Origin of the sequence: Burkholderia sp. AU44665 (assembly GCF_030504405.1) — a bacterium.
GTDB lineage: Bacteria > Pseudomonadota > Gammaproteobacteria > Burkholderiales > Burkholderiaceae > Burkholderia > Burkholderia semiarida.
Genome location: NZ_JAUJRI010000006.1, coordinates 37,723 through 61,260 on the forward strand (window position 1 = coordinate 37,723; position 23,538 = coordinate 61,260).

A 23,538-nucleotide genomic window follows, 5' to 3' on the forward strand; every position below is an offset into this window, starting at 1 on the left:
AGGACCCCATGGGACGTCGATATTTCGGCACGGACGGCATTCGCGGCACGGTGGGCGAAGCGCCCATCACGCCGGATTTCGTATTGCGTCTCGGCTATGCGGCCGGCAAGGTACTGGCCGGCTCGGCCGACGTCGCGGCGGGCTCGCGTCCGACGGTGCTGATCGGCAAGGACACGCGCGTGTCGGGCTACATGCTCGAAGCCGCGCTCGAGGCCGGATTCTCGGCGGCCGGCGTCGACGTGATGCTGGCCGGCCCGATGCCGACGCCCGGCGTCGCGTACCTGACACGCGCGCTGCGTCTGTCGGCCGGCGTCGTGATCAGCGCGTCGCACAACCCGTATCACGACAACGGCATCAAGTTTTTCTCGGCGGACGGCAACAAGCTGCCCGACGACACTGAAGCCGCGATCGAAGCGTGGCTCGACAAGCCGCTCGAATGCGCGGCGTCCGACGGTCTCGGCAAGGCGCGCCGTCTCGACGACGCGGCCGGCCGCTACATCGAATTCTGCAAGAGCACGTTCCCGGCCGCGTTCGATCTGCGCGGGCTGAAGCTCGTGATCGATTGCGCGCATGGCGCCGCGTACCAGATCGCGCCGCACGTGTTCCACGAACTCGGCGCGGACGTCATTCCGATCGGCGTAGCGCCGAACGGCTTCAACATCAACGACGGCGTCGGCGCGACCGCGCCGGACGCGCTGGTGCGCGCGGTGCGGGCGAACCACGCCGATCTCGGCATCGCGCTCGACGGCGATGCCGACCGCCTGCAAGTGGTCGACGCGACCGGCCGGCTGTACAACGGCGACGAACTGCTCTACGTGCTCGTGAAGGATCGGATCGCGACCGACGGCAAGGTCGACGGCGCGGTCGGCACGCTGATGACGAATCTCGCCGTCGAAGTCGCGCTGCAGCGCGAGGGCGTGAAGTTCGTCCGTGCGGCGGTCGGCGACCGCTACGTGCTCGAGCAGTTGCGCGAGCACGGCTGGCAGCTTGGCGCGGAAGGGTCGGGCCACATCCTGTCGCTCGACCGGCATTCGACCGGCGACGGCATCGTGTCGGCGCTGCTCGTGCTGGCCGCGCTGAAGCGCAGCGGCCGCACGCTCGCACAGATGCTCGACGGCGTCACGCTGTTCCCGCAGAAGCTGATCAACGTGCGGATGAAGCCGGGCGCCGACTGGAAGGGCAGCGCGTCGATTCGGGCCGCGATCGATGCCGCCGAAGCCGCGCTTGCCGGTAGCGGACGCGTGCTGATCCGCGCATCGGGCACGGAGCCCGTGCTGCGCGTGATGGTCGAAGCGCAGCAGGCGGCCGATGCGGCGCGCCATGCGGAGGCAATCGCCGACGCGGTGCGGGCGGCGACGACCTGATCCATGTCAGCGGCGCGCGGCGGTTCGACCGCCCGCGCGCCGGCTCTGACGAATTTGCGTGCGGCGCCTTCGGGCGCCGTGATTTTGTCGGACGCAAAGGTTTGCCGTACTGAGAGAGGTGACCTTCCGCCCGCGCAGTCTTCCGCTCAAATCACGCATCCGACCCCGGAAGCCGGCCTGCCGCCGCGCCCGGCTTCCCGTCCGGCTGACGCCACGCCACGACGCGCCCGCACACCGGTGAAAACAGCGTCCGTCCCGCCCTCCGAGGCAGGCAATTCTTGCCGCCATCACCGCTGCTGCGCCGCCGGCGCGCCACCCGATACTCCCTTTCAACCAGTCATGTTACTGTCACGCCAGTTTCATCGATTGTCACATTACCGTCATGAGCAGCCCCTAACCTTCGCGGTGCCGTAGTCATCCGCTCACACACTGGAGGTCTCATGAAATTGATGCAAACCGCGATTGCCGGCCTGGCTGGCGCGCTTTTCGCCGTCGCCGCCCACGCTGCCGACATCACGGGCGCAGGTAGCACGTTCGCGATGCCGATCTATACGAAATGGGCTGCCGACTACCAGCAGTCCGGCGGTTCGAAGGTCAACTACCAGGGCATCGGTTCGTCGGGCGGCCTGAAGCAGATCGTCGCGAAGACGGTCGATTTTGCCGGTTCGGACGCTCCGCTGAAGGATGAAGAACTCGCGAAGGAAGGCCTGTTCCAGTTCCCGACGGTGGTCGGCGGCGTGGTGCCGGTCGTCAACGTGCCGGGCGTGAAGGCCGGCGAACTGACGCTGTCGGGCCCGGTGCTCGGCGACATCTACCTCGGCAAGATCAAGAAGTGGAACGACCCGGCGATCGCCGCGCTGAACCCGAAGGTCAAGCTGCCGGATACGGACATCGCCGTGGTCCGCCGCGCCGACGGTTCGGGCACGAGCTTCATCTGGACGAACTACCTGTCGAAGGTCAACGACGAGTGGAAGTCGAAGATCGGCGAAGGCACGACGGTCAACTGGCCGACGGGCACGGGCGGCAAGGGCAACGACGGCGTCGCGGCCTTCGTGCAGCGCCTGCCGGGCGCGATCGGCTACGTCGAATGGGCGTACGCGAAGAAGAACAACATGGTCTACACGGCCCTGAAGAATTCGACGGGCACGGTGGTCGAGCCGAAGACGGAAACGTTCAAGGCCGCGGCGGCAGGCGCGAACTGGTCGAAGTCGTTCTACCAGATCCTGACGAACCAGCCGGGCAAGGAAGCCTGGCCGGTCGTCGGCGCGACGTTCGTGCTGCTGCACGCGAAGCAGGACAAGCCGGAGCAGGGCGCGGAAACGCTGAAGTTCTTCAGCTGGGCGTTCAAGAACGGCGAGAAGGCTGCCGACAGCCTCGACTACATCTCGCTGCCGGCGACGGTCGAGACGGAAATCCGCAAGCAATGGAAGACGAAGGTGACGGACGCGTCGGGCAAGCCGGTCGCCGTCGAGTAAGCGATCCAGCGGTTCGCTGCCCGGCCGCGCCGGTCGGGCAGTGTGTGCGGTAAGGCCGGGCGTCACGGCGCCCGGCGATCCAAAGCAGGCACCCATGTCTGATATTTCATACACGTCCTCACGATCGCCCGACACCGCGCAGCAGCGCGCGCCGAGCCGTCTCGGGGATGTCCTGTTCGGCGGCCTTGCGCGGCTCGCCGCGATCGTGACCCTGCTGCTGCTCGGCGGGATCATCGTTTCCCTGATCATTGCGTCGATGCCGACCATCCAGAAGTTCGGCCTCGGCTTCCTGTGGCAATCCGAGTGGGACCCCAACTCGGACATTTACGGCGCACTCGTGCCGATCTACGGCACGCTCGTGACGTCGCTGATCGCACTCGTCATCGCGGTGCCCGTCAGCTTCGGCATCGCGCTGTTCCTCACCGAGCTGGCGCCCGTGTGGCTGCGCCGTCCGCTCGGCATCGCGATCGAGCTGCTCGCCGCGATTCCGTCGATCGTGTACGGCATGTGGGGCCTGCTCGTGTTCGCGCCGATCTTCGCCGAATACTTCCAGAAGCCGATCGGCCGCCTGCTCAAGGACGTGTGGGTGCTCGGCCCGCTGACGTCCGGCGCGCCGATCGGCATCGGCATCCTCGCGGCCGGCGTGATTCTCGCGATCATGATCATCCCGTACATCGCGTCGGTGATGCGCGACGTGTTCGAGGTCACGCCGGTGTTGTTGAAGGAATCGGCATACGGAATCGGCTGCACGACCTGGGAAGTGATGTGGAAGGTCGTGCTGCCCTATACGAAGACCGGCGTGATCGGCGGCGTGATGCTCGGCCTCGGCCGCGCGCTCGGCGAAACGATGGCCGTGACCTTCGTGATCGGCAACACGAACCTGCTCGACAGCGTGTCGCTGTTCGCGCCGGGCAACAGCATCACGTCGGCGCTCGCGAACGAATTCGCGGAAGCGCAACCGGGCCTGCATACGTCCGCGCTGATGGAACTCGGGCTGATCCTGTTCGTGATCACGTTCATCGTGCTGTCCATCTCCAAACTGCTGCTGCTTCGTCTCGAGAAGGGAGAGGGCAAGAAATGAGCGAGCCCATCATGAATTTCCCGGGGCCGGACGGCGCCGTGCTCGACGCGATGCGCAACCGCCTGCAGCGCAAGCGCAAGGCCATCAACGCGATCGCGCTCACCGCATCGCTCGCCGCGATGGCATTCGGCCTGCTGTGGCTCGTGTGGATTCTCTACACGACGGTGCACCTCGGCGTCGGCGGCCTGTCGCTGCAACTGTTCACCGAATCGACGCCGGCGCCGAACACGGAAGGCGGCGGTCTCGCGAACGCGATCGTCGGCAGCCTGCTGCTGTGCGGCTTCGGCACGCTGGTCGGCACGCCGATCGGCATCCTCGCGGGCGTCTATCTCGCCGAATACGGGCAGAAGAACCTGCTGGCGAGCACGATCCGCTTCATCAACGACATCCTGCTGTCGGCGCCGTCGATCGTCATCGGCCTGTTCGTGTACGCGATCGTCGTCGCGAAGTCGGGGCGCTTCTCGGGCTGGGCCGGCGTGATCGCGCTCGCGCTGCTGCAGATTCCGATCGTGATCCGCACGACCGAGAACATGCTGAAGCTCGTGCCGAACGCGCTGCGCGAAGCGGCCGTCGCGCTCGGCACGCCGAAGTGGCGCATGGTGCTGAAGATCACGCTGCGCGCGTCGGTCGGCGGGATCGTGACGGGCGTGCTGCTCGCGGTCGCGCGGATTGCCGGCGAAACGGCGCCGCTTCTGTTCACGGCCCTGTCGAACCAGTTTTTCTCGTGGGACATGAGCCAGCCGATGGCGAACCTGCCGGTCACGATCTACAAGTTCGCGATGAGCCCGTTCGCGGAATGGCAGTCGCTCGCGTGGGCGGGCGTGTTCCTGATTACGCTCGGGGTGCTCGGACTGAACGTCCTGGCGCGCTCGATCTTCTCGAAAAAGTAACGGCGGAGCAATCCGATGAATATGGCAGAAAGCCACCTGAATCCCGTCGAGCGCACTGCTGCGCCCGCCGGCACGCAAGACGCGGCGCACGGCCGTCCGCTCGCGCCGCTGAACGCGAAGATCGAGGTCAACAACCTCAACTTCTTCTACAACAAGTTCCACGCGCTGAAGAACATCAACCTGCGCATTCCCGAAGGGAAGGTGACGGCGTTCATCGGCCCGTCGGGCTGCGGCAAGTCGACGCTCCTGCGCACGTTCAACAAGATGTTCGCGCTCTATCCGGAGCAGCGCGCCGAAGGCGAAATCCTGATGGACGGCGAGAACCTGCTGACGACGAAGCGCGACATCTCGTTGCTGCGCGCGCGGATCGGCATGGTGTTCCAGAAGCCGACCCCGTTCCCGATGTCGATCTACGACAACATCGCGTTCGGCGTGAAGATGTTCGAAAAGCTCACGCGTTCGGAAATGGACGACCGCGTCGAGTGGGCGCTCACGAAGGCCGCGCTGTGGAACGAAGTGAAGGACAAGCTCGGCCAGAGCGGCTACGGGCTGTCGGGCGGCCAGCAGCAGCGCTTGTGCATCGCGCGCGGCATCGCGATCCGGCCGGAAGTGCTGCTGCTCGACGAACCGTGCTCGGCGCTCGACCCGATCTCGACGGGCCGCATCGAGGAGCTGATCGCGGAGCTGAAGAGCGACTACACGGTCGTGATCGTCACGCACAACATGCAGCAGGCCGCGCGCTGCTCGGATTTCACGGCCTACATGTACCTGGGCGAGCTGATCGAGTTCGGCGAAACCGAAAAGATCTTCATCAAGCCGGTGCGCAAGGAAACGGAAGACTACATCACCGGCCGCTTCGGCTGATGACGGAGAACAACAGTCATGTCGGATAAACATCTGTCGAGCCAGTTCGACGCGGACCTGAATGCCGTGTCGTCGAAAGTGCTGGAAATGGGCGGACTCGTGGAGTCGCAGATCGTCGGCGCGATGCACGCGCTGAACGAATTCGATCGCGAGCGGGCCGAGAAGGTGATCGCGGCCGAGGAAACGCTGAACGCGATGGAAGTGGAGATCGACCAGGAATGCGGCAACATCATCGCGCGGAGGCAGCCTGCCGCGCGTGACCTGCGTCTTTTGATGTCGATTTCGAAAACGATTACGAACCTCGAGCGCGCCGGCGACGAAGCGGAGAAGATCGCGAAGCGCGTGCGCCGCCTGATCGACGAGCCGGCCGCGCGCACGGTCAACATCGCCGAGATCAAGGTGTCGGGCGAGATGGCCGTGACGATCCTGCGCCGTGCGCTCGACGCGTTCGCGCGCCTCGATACGGTGGCCGCCGCGCAGATCGTCAAGGACGACAAGGAGATCGACCAGGAATTCCGTGCATTCGTGCGCAAGCTCGTGTCGTACATGCAGGAAGATCCGCGCACGATCTCGGTCGGCCTCGAATACCTGTTCATCGCGAAGGCGATCGAACGGATCGGCGACCACGCGAAGAACATCGCCGAATTCATCATCTACATCGTGAAGGGCACCGACGTGCGGCACCAGCCGCGCGACACGCTCGATCGCGAAGCCAACAGTTAATCGACTCCGTACAGGAAGAACAGAGGTGCCGATGCCCAGCAACATTCTCGTCGTTGAAGATGAGCCCGCGATTTCCGAACTGATCTCGGTGAATCTCCAGCACGCCGGTCACTGCCCGATCCGCGCGTACAACGCCGAACAGGCGCAGAACCTGATCAGCGACGTGCTGCCCGATCTCGTGCTGCTCGACTGGATGCTGCCGGGCAAGTCCGGTATCGCGTTCGCGCGCGACCTGCGCAACAACGAACGGACCAAGCACATCCCGATCATCATGCTCACCGCCCGCGGCGACGAGCAGGACAAGGTGCTCGGCCTCGAAATCGGCGCGGACGACTACGTGACGAAGCCGTTCTCGCCGAAGGAGCTGATGGCGCGCATCAAGGCCGTGCTGCGCCGCCGCGCGCCGCAGCTGACCGAGGACGTCGTGTCGATCAACGGGCTGCGGCTCGATCCGGCCACGCATCGCGTCGCCGCGCACGGGGACGGCAGCGAGATCAAGCTCGATCTCGGCCCGACCGAGTTCCGCCTGCTGCATTTCTTCATGACGCATCCGGAGCGCGTGCACAGCCGCACGCAATTGCTCGATCAGGTGTGGGGCGACCACGTGTTCGTCGAGGAGCGCACCGTCGACGTCCACATCAAGCGATTGCGCGCGGCCTTGAAACCGGCCGGCTGCGATGCGATGATCGAAACCGTGCGCGGCAGCGGCTACCGCCTCGCCAAGCACGCGTAACGTACTCGGGCGTGCCGTGTGCCGCGGCATGCCGTTCATTCTTTCGGACGCTGAATCATGAACATCATCTGGGCGCGCTTTCTGGTGTCGCTCGTGCTGCTCGTGCTGATCGGCGTATTGGTCGGCGTGTTCGCCGGCCCGACTGCGGGCCTCGTGTTCGTGGTCGTGATGCTGGTCGCGCAGGGCTTTTTCAGCACCTTCCATACGCAGCGTCTGTGGCGGCTGCTCGATGCGCCGGTCTACGGCGAAGTGCCGAGCGCGCCGGGCATCTGGGGCGAGATCTACTACCGGCTGCACAAGCTCGCGAAGCAATGGCATGCGCAGGTTCGGCAGGTCGAACAGCAGCACTCGCGCTTCATCCAGGCGATCCAGGCGTCGCCGAACGGCGTCGCGATGCTCGACGACCACGACCAGATCGAGTGGTGCAACGCGATCGCCGAAGTCCATTTCGGCCTCGATGCGAAGCGCGACCTGCGCCAGCACATCACGAACCTCGTGCGTCATCCCGATTTCGTCCGCTACCTGAATGCGCAGCACTACGAGGACACGCTACTGATGCGCGGCATGGGCGACTCGCGGCAGAACGTGCTGGCCGTGCAGGTGTTCCCGTACGGCGAGAACCGCAAGCTGCTGCTCACGCAGGACATCACCGAGCTCGAGCGCACCGACGCGATGCGGCGCGACTTCGTCGCGAACGTGTCGCACGAGCTGAAGACGCCGCTTACCGTGCTGTCGGGCTTTCTGGAGACGATGCGCGAGCTGCCGCTGAACGAGGAGGATCGCGCGCGCTATCTCGACATGATGGAGCAGCAGGCGTCGCGGATGCGGCACATCGTGACCGACCTGCTGGTGCTCGCGAAGCTGGAAGGCGAGAGCAAGCCGCCGGTCGATCGCGCGATCGACATGCGGGCGGTGTTCGACCATCTGAAGGAAGACGCGCGGACGCTGTCGAACGGGCATCACGACATCACGTTCTCGATCGACGAGACGCTCGGGGTCACCGGTGCGCAGACGGAGCTGTTCAGCGCGTTCGCGAATCTCGTCACGAACGCGATCCGCTATACGCCGGACGGCGGCAAGATCGCCGTGTCGTGGCGGCGCGACGGCGCGCAGGGCGTGTTTTCCGTCACGGACAGCGGCTTCGGGATTCCGGCCGCCGATCTGCCGCGGCTCACCGAGCGCTTCTACCGGGTCGATCGCAGCCGTTCGCGCGATACGGGCGGCACGGGCCTCGGGCTCGCGATCGTCAAGCACGTGCTGCAGCGGCACGACGCGCATCTGTACGTGCAGAGCGAGGAAGGGCGCGGCAGTACGTTCACCGCGCGGTTCCCGGGCTCGCGCGTCATCGCGATCCGGCCGGCCGCTTACGAAGCATGATCGCGTAGCGGCCCGCCGTTGAAAAAAGCAGCCCGCGGGCTGCTTTTTTCATTCCGGCGCGACGCGCGACCCGCATCGCGCGGGCGGCTCACGAACAGAACTTCGCGAGCAATCCGAGCTGCGCGTTGCGGATCGTCTTGCCGGTGCGGCGGCGGCGATAGTGGCCGTCGCTGTGCATCTGCCAGGCCGACTGGTTGTCGCCGAGGCACACCGACAGCCCTTCGGCGATCACGCGACGCTTCAGCCTGCGATCGCGGATCGGGAACGCGACTTCGACGCGGCGGAACAGGTTGCGGTCCATCCAGTCGGCGCTCGACAGATAGACGTCCTCGGCGCCGCCCGCGTGGAAGTAGTAGATGCGGTGGTGCTCGAGGAAGCGGCCGACGATCGAGCGCACCGTGATGTTTTCCGACAGCCCCGGCACACCGGGCTTCAGCGCGCAGACGCCGCGCACGATCAGGTCGACCTTGACGCCGGCCTGCGACGCTTCGTACAGCGCGGCGATCACCGACGGCTCCAGCAGCGCGTTCATTTTCGCGACGATCCGCGCGCGCTTGCCGGCCTGCGCATTGTCGATCTCCGCGCGGATCGAATCGATGATGCGCGGATGCAGCGTAAACGGCGACTGCCACAGTTCGTGCAGCGTCAGTTCGCCGCCGATCCCGGTCAGTTGCTGGAATACGTGATGAACGTCCTCGCAGATCTTCTGGTCGGCCGTCATCAGCCCGAAGTCGGTGTACAGGCGTGCGGTGCGCGGATGGTAGTTGCCGGTGCCGAGGTGCACGTAGCGGCGCAGCGATGCCTTGCCGCCCTCGACGACGCGGCGCACGATCAGCATCATCTTCGCGTGGCACTTGTGACCGACCACGCCGTATACGACGTGCGCGCCGACGGCTTCGAGCTGCGATGCCCAGTTGATGTTGGTTTCCTCGTCGAAGCGCGCGAGCAGCTCGACGACGACGGTCACTTCCTTGCCGTTGCGCGCGGCTTCCATCAGCGCGTCCATCAGCGGCGAGTCGGTGCCGGTGCGGTAGATCGTCTGCTTGATCGCGACGACGCTCGGGTCTCTCGCGGCCTGCTGCAGCAGTTCGAGCACGGGCTGGAAGCTCTCGTACGGGTGGTGCAGCAGGATGTCGCCGGCGTCGATCGCGTCGAACATCGTCGGCACGTTGGTGATTGCCGCGGGGGTCGACGCGGTGAACGGCGTGAACTTCAGGTCGGGGCGATCGACGAGGTCGGGAATCTGCATCAGGCGCACGAGATTCACGGATCCCGCCACGCGATAGCAGTCCTTGTCGCCGAGCTCGCTTTCGTCGAGCAGGCGGCGCACGATATGCGGCGGCGTGTCGGCCGACACTTCGAGGCGCACCGCATTGCCGAGGTGGCGCGCGGGCAATTCGCCCTGCAACGCGACACGCAGGTTCGTGATTTCGTCTTCGTCGACGAACAGCTCGCTGTTGCGCGTGATGCGGAACTGATTGCAGCTCTTCACGACGAGTTGCGGGAAGAGTTCGCCGACGAAGCGCTGCATGAACGAGCTCAGCAGCACGAAGCCGTGCTCGAAACCCGACAGCGCATGCGGCATGCGCACGACGCGCGGCAGCGCGCGCGGCGCCTGGACGATGCCCATCACGGCCTGGCGGCCGAACGCGTCGCGGCCTTCGAGCTCGACGACGAAGTTCAGGCTCTTGTTCAGCACGCGCGGGAACGGGTGGGCCGGATCGAGGCCGATCGGCGTCAGCACGGGCAGCAGTTCGTCGAGGAAGTAGCGCCGCGCCCATTCGAGCTGCTCGTCGTTCCACGTGTCGCTCGCGTGGAAGTAGATGCCTTCCTGTTCGAGCGCCGGCAGCACGGTTTCGTGCAGCATCGTGTACTGTCGATGGACGAGCCGCTGGGCGCGCTCGACGACGAGATCGTAAGCGTGCTGCAACGACATGCCGTCGGGCGTCAGCGCGCCGGGGTTGTCGCGAATCTGCTCCTGCAGGCCGGCCATCCGGACTTCGAAGAATTCGTCGAGATTGCTGCTGGTGATGCAGATGAAACGCAGGCGCTCGAGCAACGGGACATGCGGATCGGCCGCCTGGGCCAGCACGCGCTCGTTGAAACCGAGGATGCCGAGTTCACGATTGAGAAGCGGGTAACGGACGGACATCGGCAGGGTAGAGGGTAATTCAGGCGATGATTCGAACAGACGCTCGGAAACTCTCACGGTACGATGACGTGCTGATGACAATAATGCCTTTATATCCGGAAATTCTACGCCGTAACCCTTTCGTCGCATAAATGTTTCGGCTATATGGAATCGAGCGGCGTGCATGCCCGTCAAGCGTGGCAACGGCAAGCGTTCCACGCTTAAAATGTCGCCTTTGATTGATCGCCCTCGGTTGCCGGAACGGCTGCCGCGGAAGAACGCGCACGGAGCCCCTTCTGATGGTTACAACTCCCCACTTGCTGGCTGCCGTGGATCTCGGCTCGAACAGCTTCCGGCTGATCGTCGGGCGCGTCGAGGAAACGCCGGCCGGCAGCCAGATCTACCCCGTCGATGCGCTGCGCGAGCCGGTTCGGCTGGCCGCGGGGCTGTCGAGCGACAAGATGCTCGACCGCGCGTCGCAGGAGCGGGGCTGGGAGGCGCTCAAGCGGTTCGGCGAGCGCCTGCGCGATTTCCATCCCGACCATGTGCGCGCGGTGGCGACCAACACGCTGCGCGTCGCGAAGAACGCCGCCGAATTTCTCGGCGAGGCCGAGGCGGCGCTCGGTTTCCCGATCGAAGTGATCGCGGGCCGCGAAGAGGCGCGCCTCATCTATGCGGGCGCCGCGCACTCGGTGCCGGCGAGCGCCGGCAAGCGGCTCGTCGTCGATATCGGCGGCGGCTCGACCGAATTCATCATCGGCTCGCACTACACGCCGATCGTGATGGAAAGCCTCTATATCGGCTGCGTGAGCCATAGCCGCACGTTCTTCCCGGCCGGCAACGTCGACGAATACACGATGCGGCAGGCCGAACTCGCGGCCAAGCGCGAGATCCAGATCATTTCGAGCGAGTACAAGAAGGCCGGCTGGGACCAGGCGATCGGCTCGTCCGGCACCGCGCGCGCGCTCGCGGAGCTCGTCGAGGCGAACGGCTTCAACGATCCGGGTATCACGCACGGCATTTCGCGCGGCGGCCTCGAGCGGCTCAAGCGTGCGCTGATCAAGGCGGAGAATGTCAACCGGCTGAAGCTGATCGCGCTGAAGCCAGACCGCGTGCCGGTGCTCGCGGGCGGGCTCGCGATCATGCTGGCGGTATTCGAGGAGCTGGGTGTCGACTACGTCGATACGACCGACGGCGCGCTGCGCCTCGGCGTGCTGTACGACCTGCTTGGCCGGACGCAGCACGAGGACATGCGGGCGGTGACCGTCGAGGGTTTCACGCGCCGCTACGGCGTCGATCGCGCGCAGGCCGAGCGGATCGGTGCGCTCGCCGTGCGCTTCTACGACGAGCTCGATGAGGGCGACGAGGAAGCGCGCGAGGAAGGGCGGATGTTCCTCGGCTGGGCGGCCGCGTTGCACGAAATCGGCCTGTCGATCTCGCACAGCGCGTATCACAAGCATTCGGCGTATATCGCGAGCAATGCGGACATGCCGGGTTTTTCGCGTACCGACCAGGCGCGGCTCGCGGCGCTCGTGCTCGGCCATGCGGGCAAGCTCGGCAAGCTGTCTCAGGCGCGCGAGGTCGAGTGGCCGCTGCTGTTCTGTCTGCGGCTCGCTGCGCTGCTGTGTCGGCGCCGGACCGATGCGGGGCTGCCCGACATCTCGGTTTCGCAGATGAAGAAGGGCGGGTACGAGGTGCGTTTGCCGAACGCATGGGTCGAGCAGAACCCGTTGACCGACTATAGCCTCAGCCAGGAGGCGGCGGAGTGGGAGAAGGTCGGTATTCCGTATCGGGTGGTGTATACCGGCGCGTGAGGGGGCGATAGCGGGCCCCGGAAGGCGCTCGAGGTCCCGTGGTCGTGGGTGATCCGCGGCGGCGCCCGTCAGGCGCGCCCACGAGTTCGTGCTGCCGATTTGCTCAATCCGACGAGCAGACGATCGCGGTCAGGAACGGGAACGCCTGCTTGACGGTTGCGTCGCTGCCGGCCTTGCGTACGGCTTCCTCCACCGAACCCTTCGCGCCGCGTACAACGACGCCGTAGGCCCAGTCGCCGATCGGCGTGCCGTCGCCCGGACGGAAGATCGGGTCGTTCGCCTGATAGCCGAGCACGACATAGACGCCGAAGCCGTACGCCGTCAGCGGGTGGTTCGTGCGGAATGCATTGACCGAATTCGATTCGACGTGCATCGGCTCCGACTGGATGTCGCCGGCGGCGAGCAGCGGCGCGACGAACTTGTGCCCGGTCGAATGGCAGTCGAGCGCGTCGTCGAGCGCTTTCGCCGACGCAGTGCCGGCGGTGGTCGCAAGCACGAGTAGCGACGCACACAGGGCGGTTTCGAGAATGTTGTTTTTCATGCGCGGTTGCGGGTTGTTCACACGTATTATCGCGTGTTCCAGCAAGTTTCGTGCGCGGGCTTGGGTGGGGAGGCGCGGGTGCGTCGATGCGGCGGGTGGTTCGTGCTTGGACGTACCGCTGCGAACCCTGAAAATGGGGATCGATTCAAGGGCCCGGACGCTCGAGAGTAGGAGCCACGACAAACCCGGCGCCGTTCAATCGCCGATTGCACCTGAGCGCGAGTCTCTGCGCGCTAGATGACCGGGGTCAAATGCAATCAAGCCGAACGATATTTCTCAGACTTTAGATTAAAATCGCGCGAGCGACTTCCTGTCGCTGTCGCAATGACTGACCGTCGTCTTGGTGCCACTGTATAGACGGTCGAACCTGAGAGAAATAAGAAAATGGATATCAGACCGTCCGCACTCGGGGACCTGCAGTTGCGCGACCTCTATGAGGCGATTAGCAAGGGCGTTTTGCAACAAGGGCGACTGCTGATGTTGGATACGCCGCTCGGCAAGAATGCGCTTGTGCCGTTACGGGCTCGCGGATCGGCCAGAATCGGGCGCGACTATTCATACACGATCGACGTCGCGTCGACGCGCGACGACACTGCGCTGCTGTCGCTGATGCACCAACCCGTTACCCTGCGGATTCAGCAAGTCACGGCGCCTTTTGCGGTTCCCGGCTATCGTCCGGTCCACGGCTTCGTGCATCGGGTTGCTTATTTGGGCGGAAATGGCGGCCTTTCGACATACCAGATCGAGTTTTCATCGGCACTGGTCTTCCTCGAAAAGACTCACAACGAAGAGGGCTGGCTCGAGAAAGATGCTCGCGAGATCATCTCCGATGTACTCGATCGGTATCCGCAGTTGCGTGGACAGTACCGTTTTGCACTGTCATCCGATCCTGCCAAGCGTTCTTGGTGCAGGCAGAGCGAATCCGATCTTCACTTTGTGAACCGCTTGGCCGAAGCCGAGGGCTGGTATTTCTACTGGGTCCACGAAAACGTTAGCGAAGGAGACGCGCCCAAGACGACGCTTGTCATCGTTGATCGCGTATCGGCACTTCCAGACGCGAAGCCGGTCGAATTTATTCGGGTGAATGACAGCAACGAATCTGATGGTTTCGCCCATTGGGCAGCGGTACAGACGATGCAGAGCACGCGCTACATATCGCGTGCGTTTGATTACAAGCGGCCCGCGTCCGATTTCCAGGTTGAGAGTGGACTTACCGCGACGAGCTACGTTACGGAGGAGCGCCGCCAGACAGCCGAGCATAGCGTTCCTGATGCGCCGATGACGGTCTACGAATCGACAGCTTACGGCTATTCCAGCTCAGACACTGGCGAGATGCGAGCGCGACGGCGAGTAGAGATATGGGATGCGCGAGCAAGCCGATATTTTGGCGTCGGAGGTGTGCGGTGGCTCGATGCCGGTTCACGGTTTGTGTTGAACGGACATCCCCGCCACGATGGCGGTGACGCGAAGAAGCGAGAGTTTCTGGTGGTCGAGGCGCGTTGTTTCATCGAGAACAACGTGCCGATCGGCCAGCAGACGGCCGAGTTTCCGCAAAGTCTTCGCGCAACGCTGGCCGAGCAGCAGGCGATTCACCGTGAGCGGTTCAAGACGCTTGGACATGAGGCGGATGACTCGGCCGGATTTTTTGTACTCGAAGTCGAAGCGCAGCCCACGGCTGTTGAATACCGGAGCCCGCTGGATCATCCGAAACCTGTCATGTCGATCGAACACGCGCTTGTCGTGACGCCTGATGGCGCGGAAGCGTGGACGAACGACCGAAACCAGATCAGGGTGCATTTTGCATGGGATCGCAAGAATCCACCGGACGCCTTCAATTCCTCACCATTGCTGTCGTCGCTTCAATCCGATACGGGAAACGGTTATGGGGCTGTTCACGTGCCGAGGGCGCGTGAATGGGTCATCGTCGGTTACTGGAACGGCGACTGCGACAAGCCGTTCGTATTAGGGCGTATCAACGGGGGCGCGACCCCCTCTCCATGGCATTCAAACGCGTTGTTGTCAGGGTTCAAGTCGGAGGGATTCGGCAAGACAGGCGCATACAACTCGTTCGTCCACGACGATTCAACCAATCAAGGTGGCACGCGACTGGTCAGCTATACCGGCAAGAGCTATGCGGCGCTAACGCAGGGCTACCTGATCAAGCATGACGGCAACACGCGCGGACAGTACCGGGGTTCTGGTTTCCTCCTGCACGCCGACGAGTTCGGTGCGGTTCGTGCCAGCAAGGGCTTGTCCATCAGTGCGCACTCGAAATCCCACGACGATGAGCAGATGAGCGTGGACGAGGCGCGGTCGCAGTTGCAGCAGGCGGGAATGCTGGTCGAATCGCTGTCCAGCGCAAGCACAACTGCTCAGGCGGAATCGCTACAAACCGGACAGGATGCGCTCAAGGCGCTGTCGAAGGACATCCAGCATCCAGTGTCGGGCAATACGTCGGGAGGTGTGACGGCGGGTGGCGGTACGGGCACTGCCAACGGATTTTCGCAGCCGAACATATTGGTATCGACGCCGAAGGACATTGCACTGGTCGCAGACAACTCGACGCATATCGTGGCCGAGAAAGAGGTCAATGTCGTCAGTAACGAGAACACGTACGTTGCAACGGGCAAATCGTTCGTCGTGGCGGCCGCGGAAAAGGTGAGCTTCTTCGCGCACAAACTCGGCGCGTTCTTTGTGACGGCGAAAGGTCCGATCAAGCTGTCTGCCAACACGGATGACGTGAACGTCAATGCGGGTAAAGACGTGACTGTGAAGGCCAAGCGCATCGTGCTCGACGCCGATGAAATCATAATCAAGGCAGGCGGCTCGTACACCCGTTGGGTAGCGGCTGGCATTGAAGACGGCACGCAAGGCCCGCGCACGATCAAAGCGGCGTCGCTCAGCCGTCAGGGGCCGAGTTCGATCGCGCAGCATATGAACAGTCTGCCGCAGACCAAGTTTAACGATCCCTATGTGCTGCGCGATCGCATCACGGGGGAAGTGCTGAAAAACCACCCGTACGAGCTAATTCGCGGTGACGGCACACGCCTGTCCGGGATGACGAACGAGCTGGGGCACGTGGCCGAGCAGAAGAGCGAGGATATCGAGAAGGTGGCGGTGCGCGCATTGCGGCCGAAGCCGAACGGTCCTTCGGCATGAATCCGATAATCGATGCGCGAATTTAAAGAATAACGATGAGCGAAAACACAGATCAATCCGGCGGCGGATCGCCGTTCAGCGACGATGCCGAGAACGAAGTCGTCCGGCAGGCCGGTCGCACGGACAAGGACGGGGCGTCGGTCGGGCATTTTACGTTGACGCCTGCGGATGACACGCGCACCAAAGAACTGCTGTGCGATGTGCGGCCGATCATCCCCGTGATCTTCCTGCCGGGCGTGATGGGCTCGCCGTTGGTGAACGCCGAAACCGGCGACGAGATATTCTTTGCACCGGAGACGGACGGCCTATTTGGGAAGGCGGGCGCGTTGCCGGCACTGATCAGCATGTGGTTCAAGGGGGCGTCCGCGCGGGAAAAGCTGTTCGACCCGACCCAGGCAACCGTCACCCCGTTCGGACCGGTCAGCGCCGGCAAGCACGAAGAGGATGCTGAACCAGACCAGTACGTGGACGAGAAGGAAGCTATTCGGCGGGGTTGGGGCTCAGTGTATCGGTCGAGCTATCAGCCAATGTTGGCGTGGCTGCAGGAGCAACTGAACGAGCCCATGCATTTGGGGAAGCATAAAGGGCCTTGGATTGAAGGCGACCCTGACGGCAAGAAATGGGCGCTCAAGCCGCTGCTCGACACCGCGCCTTCCGACTATGGGGCGATCGATGCCGGCGCGCAAGGCCGTGGGCAGGCGATCACGAAAGATTCCGAAGTGTTCAAGCACTTCATGAAATACCAGTACCGAGTGTACGCGATCGGTTACAACTGGCTGCAATCGAATGAAAAATCGGCGAAACAGGTGATTGATGGCTTGGATTTCAAGGACAAGAAGACGGGCAAGATCACGCGTCTGATGGGTATCAAGGAGATCATCGAGGAGAACCATAGCGGCAAGGCGATCATCCTCACGCACTCGATGGGCGGGCTAGTCGCACGGATGGCGATTGCGATGCACGGTGGAGCGGATCTGATGCACGGCGTATTCCACAATGTGCTGCCGGCGACCGGGGCACCAATCGCGGCGAAGCGGTTCCGCACCGGCGGCGGTAGCGAGGGCGGGTTGAACGGTTTCATCAATGGTGCCCTGCTCGGGAGCGATGCAGACGAGTTCGTAGCGGTGGCCGCGAATGCGCCGGGACCGCTTGAGCTGTTGCCGATGCCGGATTACCACAACGGCGAACCGTGGTGGATATTTGCACGGCTCAACGGCGAACCGGTGATGAAGTTGCCGAAGGAAGGAAATACTTACGATGATATCTTCACTAGCCCAAAGTGGTACGGCTTGGTGCCCGAGCAATCGGCTTCGTTACTCGATCCGGCCGGGATTATGAAAGAGCGACTTGATAAAAGCCCTCAAAAGAAGTCGGTGGTTGATAACTTCAAGGACACAATTAAGAATGTTGTCGCAAATCAAAATAAGATAATTAATATCTATCACGACAAAACGTATGTTGCCTACGGGGATGGAGAGCTGAAACCTAGGGGAGGAGCGGCATCGGTCGGAAATCACGGCAAGCCTGCGATCGAGAAAGGCGAGAATCTGACCGATCTGTTGGCATGGGGTACGGTGATTTGGAAGGGAGATGTGCCGGCGGGAGTGACGGAGGAAGAGCTGCGCGCTGCGCGGTTCCTGGGGGAGAAACACGACGACTCTCACACTGGAAAGCTGCGCGTGCACCTGGATTCGCGCAACGTCACGATCGAGTTCGAGGTGCAAAAGGTGGCGAAGCTGCCGCCGGGCAGCGAAACGCCCGATCCGGAGAAGAATGGCATCGTCCCGGGTGACGGAACGGTGCCGGTCTGGTCCGCCGAAGCCCCCGCGCGCGGCGCGGAGGGGGGCGCGGCCCACGGCGTACAAATGGTGTTTGACCAAGGAGGCTACGTGCATCAGGAAAGCTATAACCATCCGTGGACGCGCTGGGCGCTCCTCTACAGCGTGGTGCAAATTGCGCAGGATGCCCCGGAGCCGAAATGCTGACACGAATTGGCCGATTTCTATTTTTAGTAACGGGCATATGCGCCTGCTCGATAACGTTTTCCGGTGAACCGATCATGACGAATCCCTTGTTGTCCAAGCCACGGCCGTGGTGCATCGGCCGCTTCGTTTTTGAACGCCCAGCGGCAAGCGAAATTACCAATCAACGATATGAGTTTCAGGGAGAAAAACTGGAGACACGGTACAACGTGTCGCCTGCGACGTATCAGGGGAAAGTTGCCGCCCGGGAAAAAGAGTTGCGTACAAAAAAACGCATTAATCCTGGGCGCCGAAACGAAGAAACAAATCATGTCTGGCTAGAGAGGGCATTTTCTCCTACAAAGGATTCCCGGGTGTTCGTATTCCAGGATGCGGTTTCGGCTAACGGACTACCTTTTGAAACGGAGGGATATATCTACGAAAACAATACCTTGTTTCACACAACCGGCAGCGTCGGGTCAACTGCAATTGGTGATGTCGAGAATATCTATAATGGAATCTATCGTCGGATAAAGGCGCGCGATAACTGGTCGGTCCCAACCGAATCGGGGTTCTGCTTCGACGGAGGGATTGCCACAGGCTCGTCGACTTCGACCGAGGAGGTCAGCCAGTCACTGGCGCTGATGCCCGGCCGACCGGCACTACTCGTCATCCAGATGCGGGATTCGGTGAACGCGGACCAGAAATCGCCATTAACCAAAACCCTTCCCGAACTGCGCGCCAAGATGGATCAGGTTTCGAGCGGCAGCTACCGTATCCTGCGGCAGGGCAAGCGCACAGTGGCCGGGATGGACGCTGAGGAAGTGCTGTTCGCGCTGAAGGAAGGCGAGATCACGTCCTATCGCTTCTACCTGCTCGCGCCGGGCAATCCGAGCACGCTGGCGAAACCACATACCGCTATTCAGTTGCTGCTTGGGGCGAGCAGTCCCGATTTGAAGCCTGAGGAGGCCACGTCACCGGTCGATGAGGCCGGCGCCCTGCAAACGTGGGACACGTTGTTGAACAGCCTGCGACTGCGGCCGGGCGCAGTCTGAACGGAGGCGACATGCGACGCTACGACATCGTGAAGGGCGACACGACGACGGTCGGAGGCATCGTGCAGGGTGGGGACGGACAAGACATTCTGCATGACCGCGAACAAGCGTATGAACACGATCCCGTGTGGTGCCCGGTGTGCAAGACAGTCGGCGTGATCGTGTGCGACGGACCACGCCATTGGAGTACCGGGCCGGATGGTCGACAGTCGGCGTTGAGTGACGATCTCTGTCGGTGCGCGTGCCCGATTCCGCCGAAACTGGTGGCGTCACAGTCGGTATCGTATACCGAGGTCTGAGCGACGGAGAACTACATGCCCGGAACGATCGCTGGTCGGGTTGTATTGCTCGTGCTGGCAGTGAGTGATACGGGGTGCGCTTCGACCGGAATATTGAGCGGCGTCATGTAGTTCTTCGTACTCGACGCTGGGTCGATGTCCTGATGGTAGATCCATCTCTGTTTTTTGTTTATTGGTAGCGAGCCCCGGTTTCCGTGACAACCCGTGACGAACGTCGGAAATTGCTCCTAGATGGGCGCAAACGAGTAGCCACGGCGACCCACCAAAGAAAAAGGGGTTAGCTTACGCTAACCCCTTGATTCCCTTGGTCGGAGCGAAAGGATTCGAACCTTCGACCCTCTGATCCCAAATCAGATGCGCTACCAGGCTGCGCTACGCTCCGACGAGCCAGAGATAATAACGTTGAACGACCGATTCGGTCAATCACGATATGCGGGTAAATGCCGCGGCGGCGAATCTGCCACGATTTGCGACAATTCCCTTGATGATCGGCCGCCCCGCAGGCATTCGCGTGCGGCCGCCTGCCGACGCAAGGAGAACATCATGATGAACCTGATCCTGTGGCGCCACGCCGAAGCCGAAGACTACGCGACGAGCGATCTCGCGCGCCAGTTGACCGTGCGCGGCCGCAAGGACGCGCAGGCGATGGCCAAATGGCTGCGCGGCCGCCTCGAGACGAATACCGTGATTCTCGCGAGCCCGGCGGCGCGCACCGTGCAGACCGTCGAGGCGCTGACCGACCAGTACCGGACCGTCGACGCGCTCGCGCCGGGCGGCAGCGTCGACGACGTGCTCACGGCGGCCGGCTGGCCGGAAGGCATCGCGCCGACGGTCGTGATCGTCGGCCACCAGCCGACGCTCGGCAGCGTCGCCGCGCAGCTCGTCGCCGGCGGCGGCGACGGCTGGAGCGTCAGGAAGGGCGGAATCGTGTGGCTGGCGAGCCGCACGCGCGACGGCAGCCCGCAGGCCGTGCTGCGGGCGGTACTGACGCCCGAACTGGTGTAAAGCCCGACTGAGCAGGTTTGAAGGGATTGGTCATACGGTTTTGCAAGCTTTCTGCTAAAGTCAATTCGGCGACACGTCATTGAAAGGACACGGTCGTGCCACATAACGGTCACGGCCGGTTACTACATTGGCGGGCATGTCGTCCTATTCCTTACGATCAGGAAAGCCTAATGCGAGAACTGCCGACGCCTACGCTCCCTTTTGCCTCGCTGCCCCTGGACACGTCGCGGCGCCATCTGCCGCGTGCCAGTGAAACCGTCACATCGGAGTATCGCCTGCGCGCCGCATGGGCGCGTACGGAAGACGAATTGCGCGAAGCCCAGCGTCTCCGCTACAGCGTGTTCGCCGAAGAGATGGGCGCGCAGGTCAGCGGCCCGTCCGGTCTCGACGTCGATCCGTTCGACGCGTATTGCGACCACCTGCTGGTCCGCGATCTCGACACGCTGAAAGTCGTCGGCACGTACCGCGTGCTGCCGCCGCACCAGGCGGCGCGTGTCGGCCGTCTGTACGCGGAAGGCGAATTCGACCTGTCGCGCCTCACGCATCTGCGCGGCAAGATGGTCGAGGTCGGCCGCTCGTGCGTGCACAGCGACTACCGGAGCGGCGCCGTCATCATGGCGCTGTGGGGCGGCCTGGGCGCGTACATGATGCAGAACGGCTACGAGACGATGCTCGGCTGCGCGAGCGTGTCGATGGCCGATGGCGGCCACTATGCGGCGAACCTGTACCAGTCGCTGTCGGCAGGCGCGCTGACGGCACCCGAGTATCGCGCGTTCCCGCACACGGCGTTGCCGGTCGACGAACTGCAGACGGGCACCGTCGTCGCGCCGCCGCCGCTGATCAAGGGTTATCTGCGTCTCGGCGCGAAGATCTGCGGCGCCCCGGCCTGGGATCCCGACTTCAACTGCGCGGATTTCCTGACGCTGTTCCGTCTGTCGGACATCAACGCGCGCTACGCCCGCCACTTCCTGGGCTGAACGGTCCGAATCGCGTCGCGCCCGTCAGGTGCGGCGCACGCAAGCGAACGCCGTCGCACATTAGCCGCGCGACGGCGTTCGTGTGTCCGGTCCATGCATGCATGTCCGGCCCCGATAATTTCGGCGGCACGCAGCGATCACCGTGCCGCAGAGCGGCACCTTCGCGACGACCCGAGGCGGGACCGGCCGGCAGCGGCGCGCTCAGTGCTTGCGCCGCCAGTCGAGCAGGTGGTGTTCCGTCATCCAGTGGTGGATCATCCCTTCGCCTCCGTGGCTGCGCTTGTATTCGCGCGACTCGAAGTACGACAAGGCGACCAGCACCATCAGACCGATGATCAGGCCGATCAGGCCCGCAATTTCCTCAGACGACATGGCAGCCTCCTTTCGACGGCACAGCGCCATGCGTACATAGTAGGACATGTGTGGCGCAACCCCGAAACCGGATTTCCGCTAGACTCGGCGCGGTTCCGGCGCGCGATGGGCGCGCCGTTTTCCGGAGCCCTCCCTGATGAACCGTTTCCTGCTGGCCGTGCTGGCCGCATCCCTCCTTGCCGCGTGCAGCAGCGATCCGCGCCAGGCGCGCCGTGGCCACCCGCCGGAAGACCCGGCCGACTATCACGGCGTGCCGACCGACATGACGCCGCCGTCGATGCTCGACGCGCCGTCACCGAAGCCGGTGCAGTAACGCTCGACCGGGCCCGCCGTTACGCGCGTGCCGCGGGCGCGACCGGCGGGTCGGCGCCAATGCGCCGCACCAGCGCCGGCAGGTGGCGCGCGAGCGTCGCACCGCGCGCCGCCATGAACAACAGTAGCGCGAACCACAGGCCGTGATTGCCGAACGGGCCGACGGCGGCGAGCGTGGCCACGATGAAGATCGACAAGGACACGACCATCGCGCGCATCAGCGATTGCGTCTGCGTGGCGCCGATGAACACGCCATCGAGCAGGAAGCCCCAGACCGACACGATCGGCGAGATCGCGGCCCACGGCAGGTAGCGCAGCGCGACGGCGCGGATCTCGGCCTGATCGGTCAGGCGCGCAACGATCCAGCCTCCCGCCGCCCAGTAAACGAGCGCGAACAGCAGCGCGCCGAGTGCCGACCAGAACAGTGTGACGCGTACGGCTTGCCGGAATGCGCGGCGGTCGCGCGCGCCGGCCGCCGCGCCGACGAGCGCCTCGGCCGCATGCGCGAAGCCGTCGAGGCCATACGCCATGAACGTCTGGAAATTCAGCAGCAGCGCATTCGCGGCGAGCGTCGCGTCGCCCTGTTTCGCGCCGAGATGCGCGAACCACCCGAAGGCGCCGAGCAGGCACAGCGTGCGCAGGAAGATGTCGCGGTTGAGCGCGATCAGCCGCTTGAGCGCGACGCGGTCGGCAAGCGCGCGCATCGCGAGCGGCGCAAGGCCGCTCGGCCGCAGCCGCCACAGCATCCACGCGCCGAGCGCGAAGCCGCATGCGTCCGCGGTGGCGGTCGCGGCGCCGATGCCGGCGATACCCCAGCCGAAGCCGTACACGTAGAGCAGCACGGCGCCGATGTTCACCGCGTTGATGAACACCTGCGCGACGAGCGCGAGCCGCACGCGCTGCACGCCGAGCAGGTAGCCGAGCACCACGTAGTTAGCGAGCGCGAACGGTGCGCTCCAGATCCGCGCGTGGCTGTACGCGAGCGCTGTCGTGCGGACGGCATCGCTACCGCCGAGCGCGGACAGCGCGAACGACAGCAGCGGCATCTGCAGCGCCAGCACCGCGGCGCCGAGCGCGAACGCGACGATCAGCGCGCGCAGCAGGTTCAGGCGGATCCCGGCGGCGTCACCGGCGCCATGCGCCTGCGCGACGAGCCCGGTCGTCCCCATCCGCAGGAAGCCGAAGCCCCAGAACACGAAATTGAAGAAGAGCCCGCCGAGCGCGACGCCGCCGAGATACTGCGCGCCGTCGAGGTGGCCGGCGACGGCCGTGTCGACGGCGCCGAGGATCGGCTGGGTCAGGTTCGCGACGACGATCGGGAACGCGAGCGCGAGGACGCGCCGATGCGTGACGGCGGCCGACGCGCTGCCGGCCCCGTGCGGTACCGCGGATCCGGACATGGCGG

20 protein-coding genes and 1 tRNA gene are annotated in these 23,538 nt (G+C 63.9%); 16 read left to right on the forward strand and 5 right to left on the reverse strand.

All coding sequences use genetic code 11. The annotated features are described in order from the left end of the window. Window positions 1-8 precede the first annotated feature (8 nt). From glmM to phoR, 8 genes are all read left to right on the forward strand, one after another. Window positions 9-1,364: a phosphoglucosamine mutase gene (gene glmM / locus QZM15_RS14860; protein ID WP_059644226.1), complete on the forward strand. Its 1,356-nt coding sequence runs from the start codon at window positions 9-11 to the stop codon at window positions 1,362-1,364. A gap of 440 nt (window positions 1,365-1,804) precedes the next feature. Continuing rightward, window positions 1,805-2,839, forward strand: a complete 1,035-nt coding sequence (gene pstS / locus QZM15_RS14865; RefSeq protein ID WP_059573868.1) for a phosphate ABC transporter substrate-binding protein PstS — start codon at window positions 1,805-1,807, stop codon at window positions 2,837-2,839. 94 nt (window positions 2,840-2,933) lie between these two features. Then, on the forward strand, window positions 2,934-3,920 hold the full coding sequence (gene pstC, locus QZM15_RS14870) for a phosphate ABC transporter permease PstC (RefSeq protein WP_059573867.1): 987 nt from the start codon (window positions 2,934-2,936) through the stop codon (window positions 3,918-3,920). Next, complete coding sequence (gene pstA, locus QZM15_RS14875; protein ID WP_059644232.1) at window positions 3,917-4,810, forward strand: phosphate ABC transporter permease PstA; 894 nt, start codon at window positions 3,917-3,919, stop codon at window positions 4,808-4,810. Before pstC ends, pstA begins: the two co-directional genes overlap by 4 nt. 15 nt (window positions 4,811-4,825) lie before the next feature. Next, window positions 4,826-5,674 (forward strand): phosphate ABC transporter ATP-binding protein PstB, encoded by an 849-nt coding sequence (gene pstB, locus QZM15_RS14880; protein ID WP_060011515.1) that lies wholly within the window; start codon window positions 4,826-4,828, stop codon window positions 5,672-5,674. 18 nt (window positions 5,675-5,692) lie between these two features. After that, on the forward strand, window positions 5,693-6,397 hold the full coding sequence (gene phoU / locus QZM15_RS14885) for a phosphate signaling complex protein PhoU (RefSeq protein WP_059573864.1): 705 nt from the start codon (window positions 5,693-5,695) through the stop codon (window positions 6,395-6,397). Between the two features lie 31 nt (window positions 6,398-6,428). Beyond that, window positions 6,429-7,130, forward strand: coding sequence for a phosphate regulon transcriptional regulator PhoB (gene phoB, locus QZM15_RS14890; protein ID WP_006750313.1), 702 nt, complete (start codon window positions 6,429-6,431; stop codon window positions 7,128-7,130). A 57-nt stretch (window positions 7,131-7,187) separates the two neighbouring features. Next, complete coding sequence (phoR, locus tag QZM15_RS14895; RefSeq protein WP_059644238.1) at window positions 7,188-8,507, forward strand: phosphate regulon sensor histidine kinase PhoR; 1,320 nt, start codon at window positions 7,188-7,190, stop codon at window positions 8,505-8,507. Window positions 8,508-8,595: 88 nt separating this feature from the next. Here phoR and ppk1 read toward each other — a convergent pair whose 3' ends face one another. Further along, window positions 8,596-10,659, reverse strand: a complete 2,064-nt coding sequence (gene ppk1, locus QZM15_RS14900; protein ID WP_302106643.1) for a polyphosphate kinase 1 — start codon at window positions 10,657-10,659, stop codon at window positions 8,596-8,598. Window positions 10,660-10,937: 278 nt separating this feature from the next. Here ppk1 and ppx point away from each other — a divergent pair, with 278 nt between their 5' ends. Further along, window positions 10,938-12,452, forward strand: coding sequence for an exopolyphosphatase (ppx, locus tag QZM15_RS14905; RefSeq protein ID WP_302106644.1), 1,515 nt, complete (start codon window positions 10,938-10,940; stop codon window positions 12,450-12,452). Between the two features lie 103 nt (window positions 12,453-12,555). Here ppx and QZM15_RS14910 read toward each other — a convergent pair whose 3' ends face one another. Next, window positions 12,556-12,993, reverse strand: a complete 438-nt coding sequence (locus QZM15_RS14910; RefSeq protein WP_059644296.1) for a hypothetical protein — start codon at window positions 12,991-12,993, stop codon at window positions 12,556-12,558. A gap of 384 nt (window positions 12,994-13,377) precedes the next feature. Between QZM15_RS14910 and QZM15_RS14915 the strand changes: the two genes are divergently transcribed. The 4 genes from QZM15_RS14915 to QZM15_RS14930 all read left to right on the forward strand — a co-directional run bounded on the left by QZM15_RS14915 (window position 13,378) and on the right by QZM15_RS14930 (window position 19,467). Next, entirely contained in the window at window positions 13,378-16,152 is a 2,775-nt protein-coding gene (locus QZM15_RS14915; RefSeq protein WP_124861117.1) for a type VI secretion system Vgr family protein, read from the forward strand. Window positions 16,153-16,187: 35 nt separating this feature from the next. Beyond that, window positions 16,188-18,137, forward strand: coding sequence for a triacylglycerol lipase (locus QZM15_RS14920; protein ID WP_060318074.1), 1,950 nt, complete (start codon window positions 16,188-16,190; stop codon window positions 18,135-18,137). A 74-nt stretch (window positions 18,138-18,211) separates the two neighbouring features. Beyond that, a complete protein-coding gene (locus QZM15_RS14925; RefSeq protein ID WP_185716523.1) occupies window positions 18,212-19,168 on the forward strand; it encodes a T6SS immunity protein Tli4 family protein in 957 nt (318 codons plus the stop codon). 11 nt (window positions 19,169-19,179) lie between these two features. Further along, entirely contained in the window at window positions 19,180-19,467 is a 288-nt protein-coding gene (locus QZM15_RS14930) for a PAAR domain-containing protein (protein WP_081083378.1), read from the forward strand. Window positions 19,468-19,772: 305 nt separating this feature from the next. On the opposite strand, the gene QZM15_RS14935 is transcribed toward QZM15_RS14930, so the two are convergent. Beyond that, window positions 19,773-19,849 (reverse strand) — tRNA-Pro (locus QZM15_RS14935). A gap of 161 nt (window positions 19,850-20,010) precedes the next feature. Here QZM15_RS14935 and sixA point away from each other — a divergent pair. Together sixA and QZM15_RS14945 are read left to right on the forward strand one after the other, a co-directional pair. Continuing rightward, a complete protein-coding gene (gene sixA, locus QZM15_RS14940; protein ID WP_060011526.1) occupies window positions 20,011-20,472 on the forward strand; it encodes a phosphohistidine phosphatase SixA in 462 nt (153 codons plus the stop codon). Between the two features lie 170 nt (window positions 20,473-20,642). Next, complete coding sequence (locus QZM15_RS14945) at window positions 20,643-21,449, forward strand: GNAT family N-acetyltransferase (protein ID WP_059573855.1); 807 nt, start codon at window positions 20,643-20,645, stop codon at window positions 21,447-21,449. Between the two features lie 201 nt (window positions 21,450-21,650). On the opposite strand, the gene QZM15_RS14950 is transcribed toward QZM15_RS14945, so the two are convergent. After that, window positions 21,651-21,821, reverse strand: coding sequence for a hypothetical protein (locus tag QZM15_RS14950; RefSeq protein WP_167351607.1), 171 nt, complete (start codon window positions 21,819-21,821; stop codon window positions 21,651-21,653). A gap of 136 nt (window positions 21,822-21,957) precedes the next feature. On the opposite strand from QZM15_RS14950, the gene QZM15_RS14955 reads away from it, so the two are divergent. After that, on the forward strand, window positions 21,958-22,134 hold the full coding sequence (locus QZM15_RS14955) for a hypothetical protein (RefSeq protein WP_302106645.1): 177 nt from the start codon (window positions 21,958-21,960) through the stop codon (window positions 22,132-22,134). A gap of 19 nt (window positions 22,135-22,153) precedes the next feature. Here QZM15_RS14955 and QZM15_RS14960 read toward each other — a convergent pair whose 3' ends face one another. Further along, the gene (locus QZM15_RS14960; protein WP_302106646.1) at window positions 22,154-23,533 is read right to left on the reverse strand and encodes an MATE family efflux transporter; all 1,380 of its coding nucleotides are present in this window, start codon (window positions 23,531-23,533) and stop codon (window positions 22,154-22,156) included. Between the last annotated feature and the right edge of the window lie 5 nt (window positions 23,534-23,538).

Bases quoted from the DNA above. Each gene is read 5' to 3' on its own strand.
- QZM15_RS14960 (WP_302106646.1), bottom strand. From the start codon at position 23,533: ATGTCCGGATCCGCGGTACCGCACGGGGCCGGCAGCGCGTCGGCCGCC.
- QZM15_RS14955 (WP_302106645.1), top strand. From the start codon at position 21,958: ATGAACCGTTTCCTGCTGGCCGTGCTGGCCGCATCCCTCCTTGCCGCG.
- pstA (WP_059644232.1), top strand. From the start codon at position 3,917: ATGAGCGAGCCCATCATGAATTTCCCGGGGCCGGACGGCGCCGTGCTC.
- sixA (WP_060011526.1), top strand. From the start codon at position 20,011: ATGATGAACCTGATCCTGTGGCGCCACGCCGAAGCCGAAGACTACGCG.
- pstC (WP_059573867.1), top strand. From the start codon at position 2,934: ATGTCTGATATTTCATACACGTCCTCACGATCGCCCGACACCGCGCAG.
- pstB (WP_060011515.1), top strand. From the start codon at position 4,826: ATGAATATGGCAGAAAGCCACCTGAATCCCGTCGAGCGCACTGCTGCG.
- pstS (WP_059573868.1), top strand. From the start codon at position 1,805: ATGAAATTGATGCAAACCGCGATTGCCGGCCTGGCTGGCGCGCTTTTC.
- QZM15_RS14930 (WP_081083378.1), top strand. From the start codon at position 19,180: ATGCGACGCTACGACATCGTGAAGGGCGACACGACGACGGTCGGAGGC.
- phoU (WP_059573864.1), top strand. From the start codon at position 5,693: ATGTCGGATAAACATCTGTCGAGCCAGTTCGACGCGGACCTGAATGCC.
- glmM (WP_059644226.1), top strand. From the start codon at position 9: ATGGGACGTCGATATTTCGGCACGGACGGCATTCGCGGCACGGTGGGC.
- QZM15_RS14920 (WP_060318074.1), top strand. From the start codon at position 16,188: ATGAGCGAAAACACAGATCAATCCGGCGGCGGATCGCCGTTCAGCGAC.
- ppx (WP_302106644.1), top strand. From the start codon at position 10,938: ATGGTTACAACTCCCCACTTGCTGGCTGCCGTGGATCTCGGCTCGAAC.
- phoR (WP_059644238.1), top strand. From the start codon at position 7,188: ATGAACATCATCTGGGCGCGCTTTCTGGTGTCGCTCGTGCTGCTCGTG.
- QZM15_RS14910 (WP_059644296.1), bottom strand. From the start codon at position 12,993: ATGAAAAACAACATTCTCGAAACCGCCCTGTGTGCGTCGCTACTCGTG.
- ppk1 (WP_302106643.1), bottom strand. From the start codon at position 10,659: ATGTCCGTCCGTTACCCGCTTCTCAATCGTGAACTCGGCATCCTCGGT.
- phoB (WP_006750313.1), top strand. From the start codon at position 6,429: ATGCCCAGCAACATTCTCGTCGTTGAAGATGAGCCCGCGATTTCCGAA.
- QZM15_RS14915 (WP_124861117.1), top strand. From the start codon at position 13,378: ATGGATATCAGACCGTCCGCACTCGGGGACCTGCAGTTGCGCGACCTC.
- QZM15_RS14925 (WP_185716523.1), top strand. From the start codon at position 18,212: ATGACGAATCCCTTGTTGTCCAAGCCACGGCCGTGGTGCATCGGCCGC.
- QZM15_RS14950 (WP_167351607.1), bottom strand. From the start codon at position 21,821: ATGTCGTCTGAGGAAATTGCGGGCCTGATCGGCCTGATCATCGGTCTG.
- QZM15_RS14945 (WP_059573855.1), top strand. From the start codon at position 20,643: ATGCGAGAACTGCCGACGCCTACGCTCCCTTTTGCCTCGCTGCCCCTG.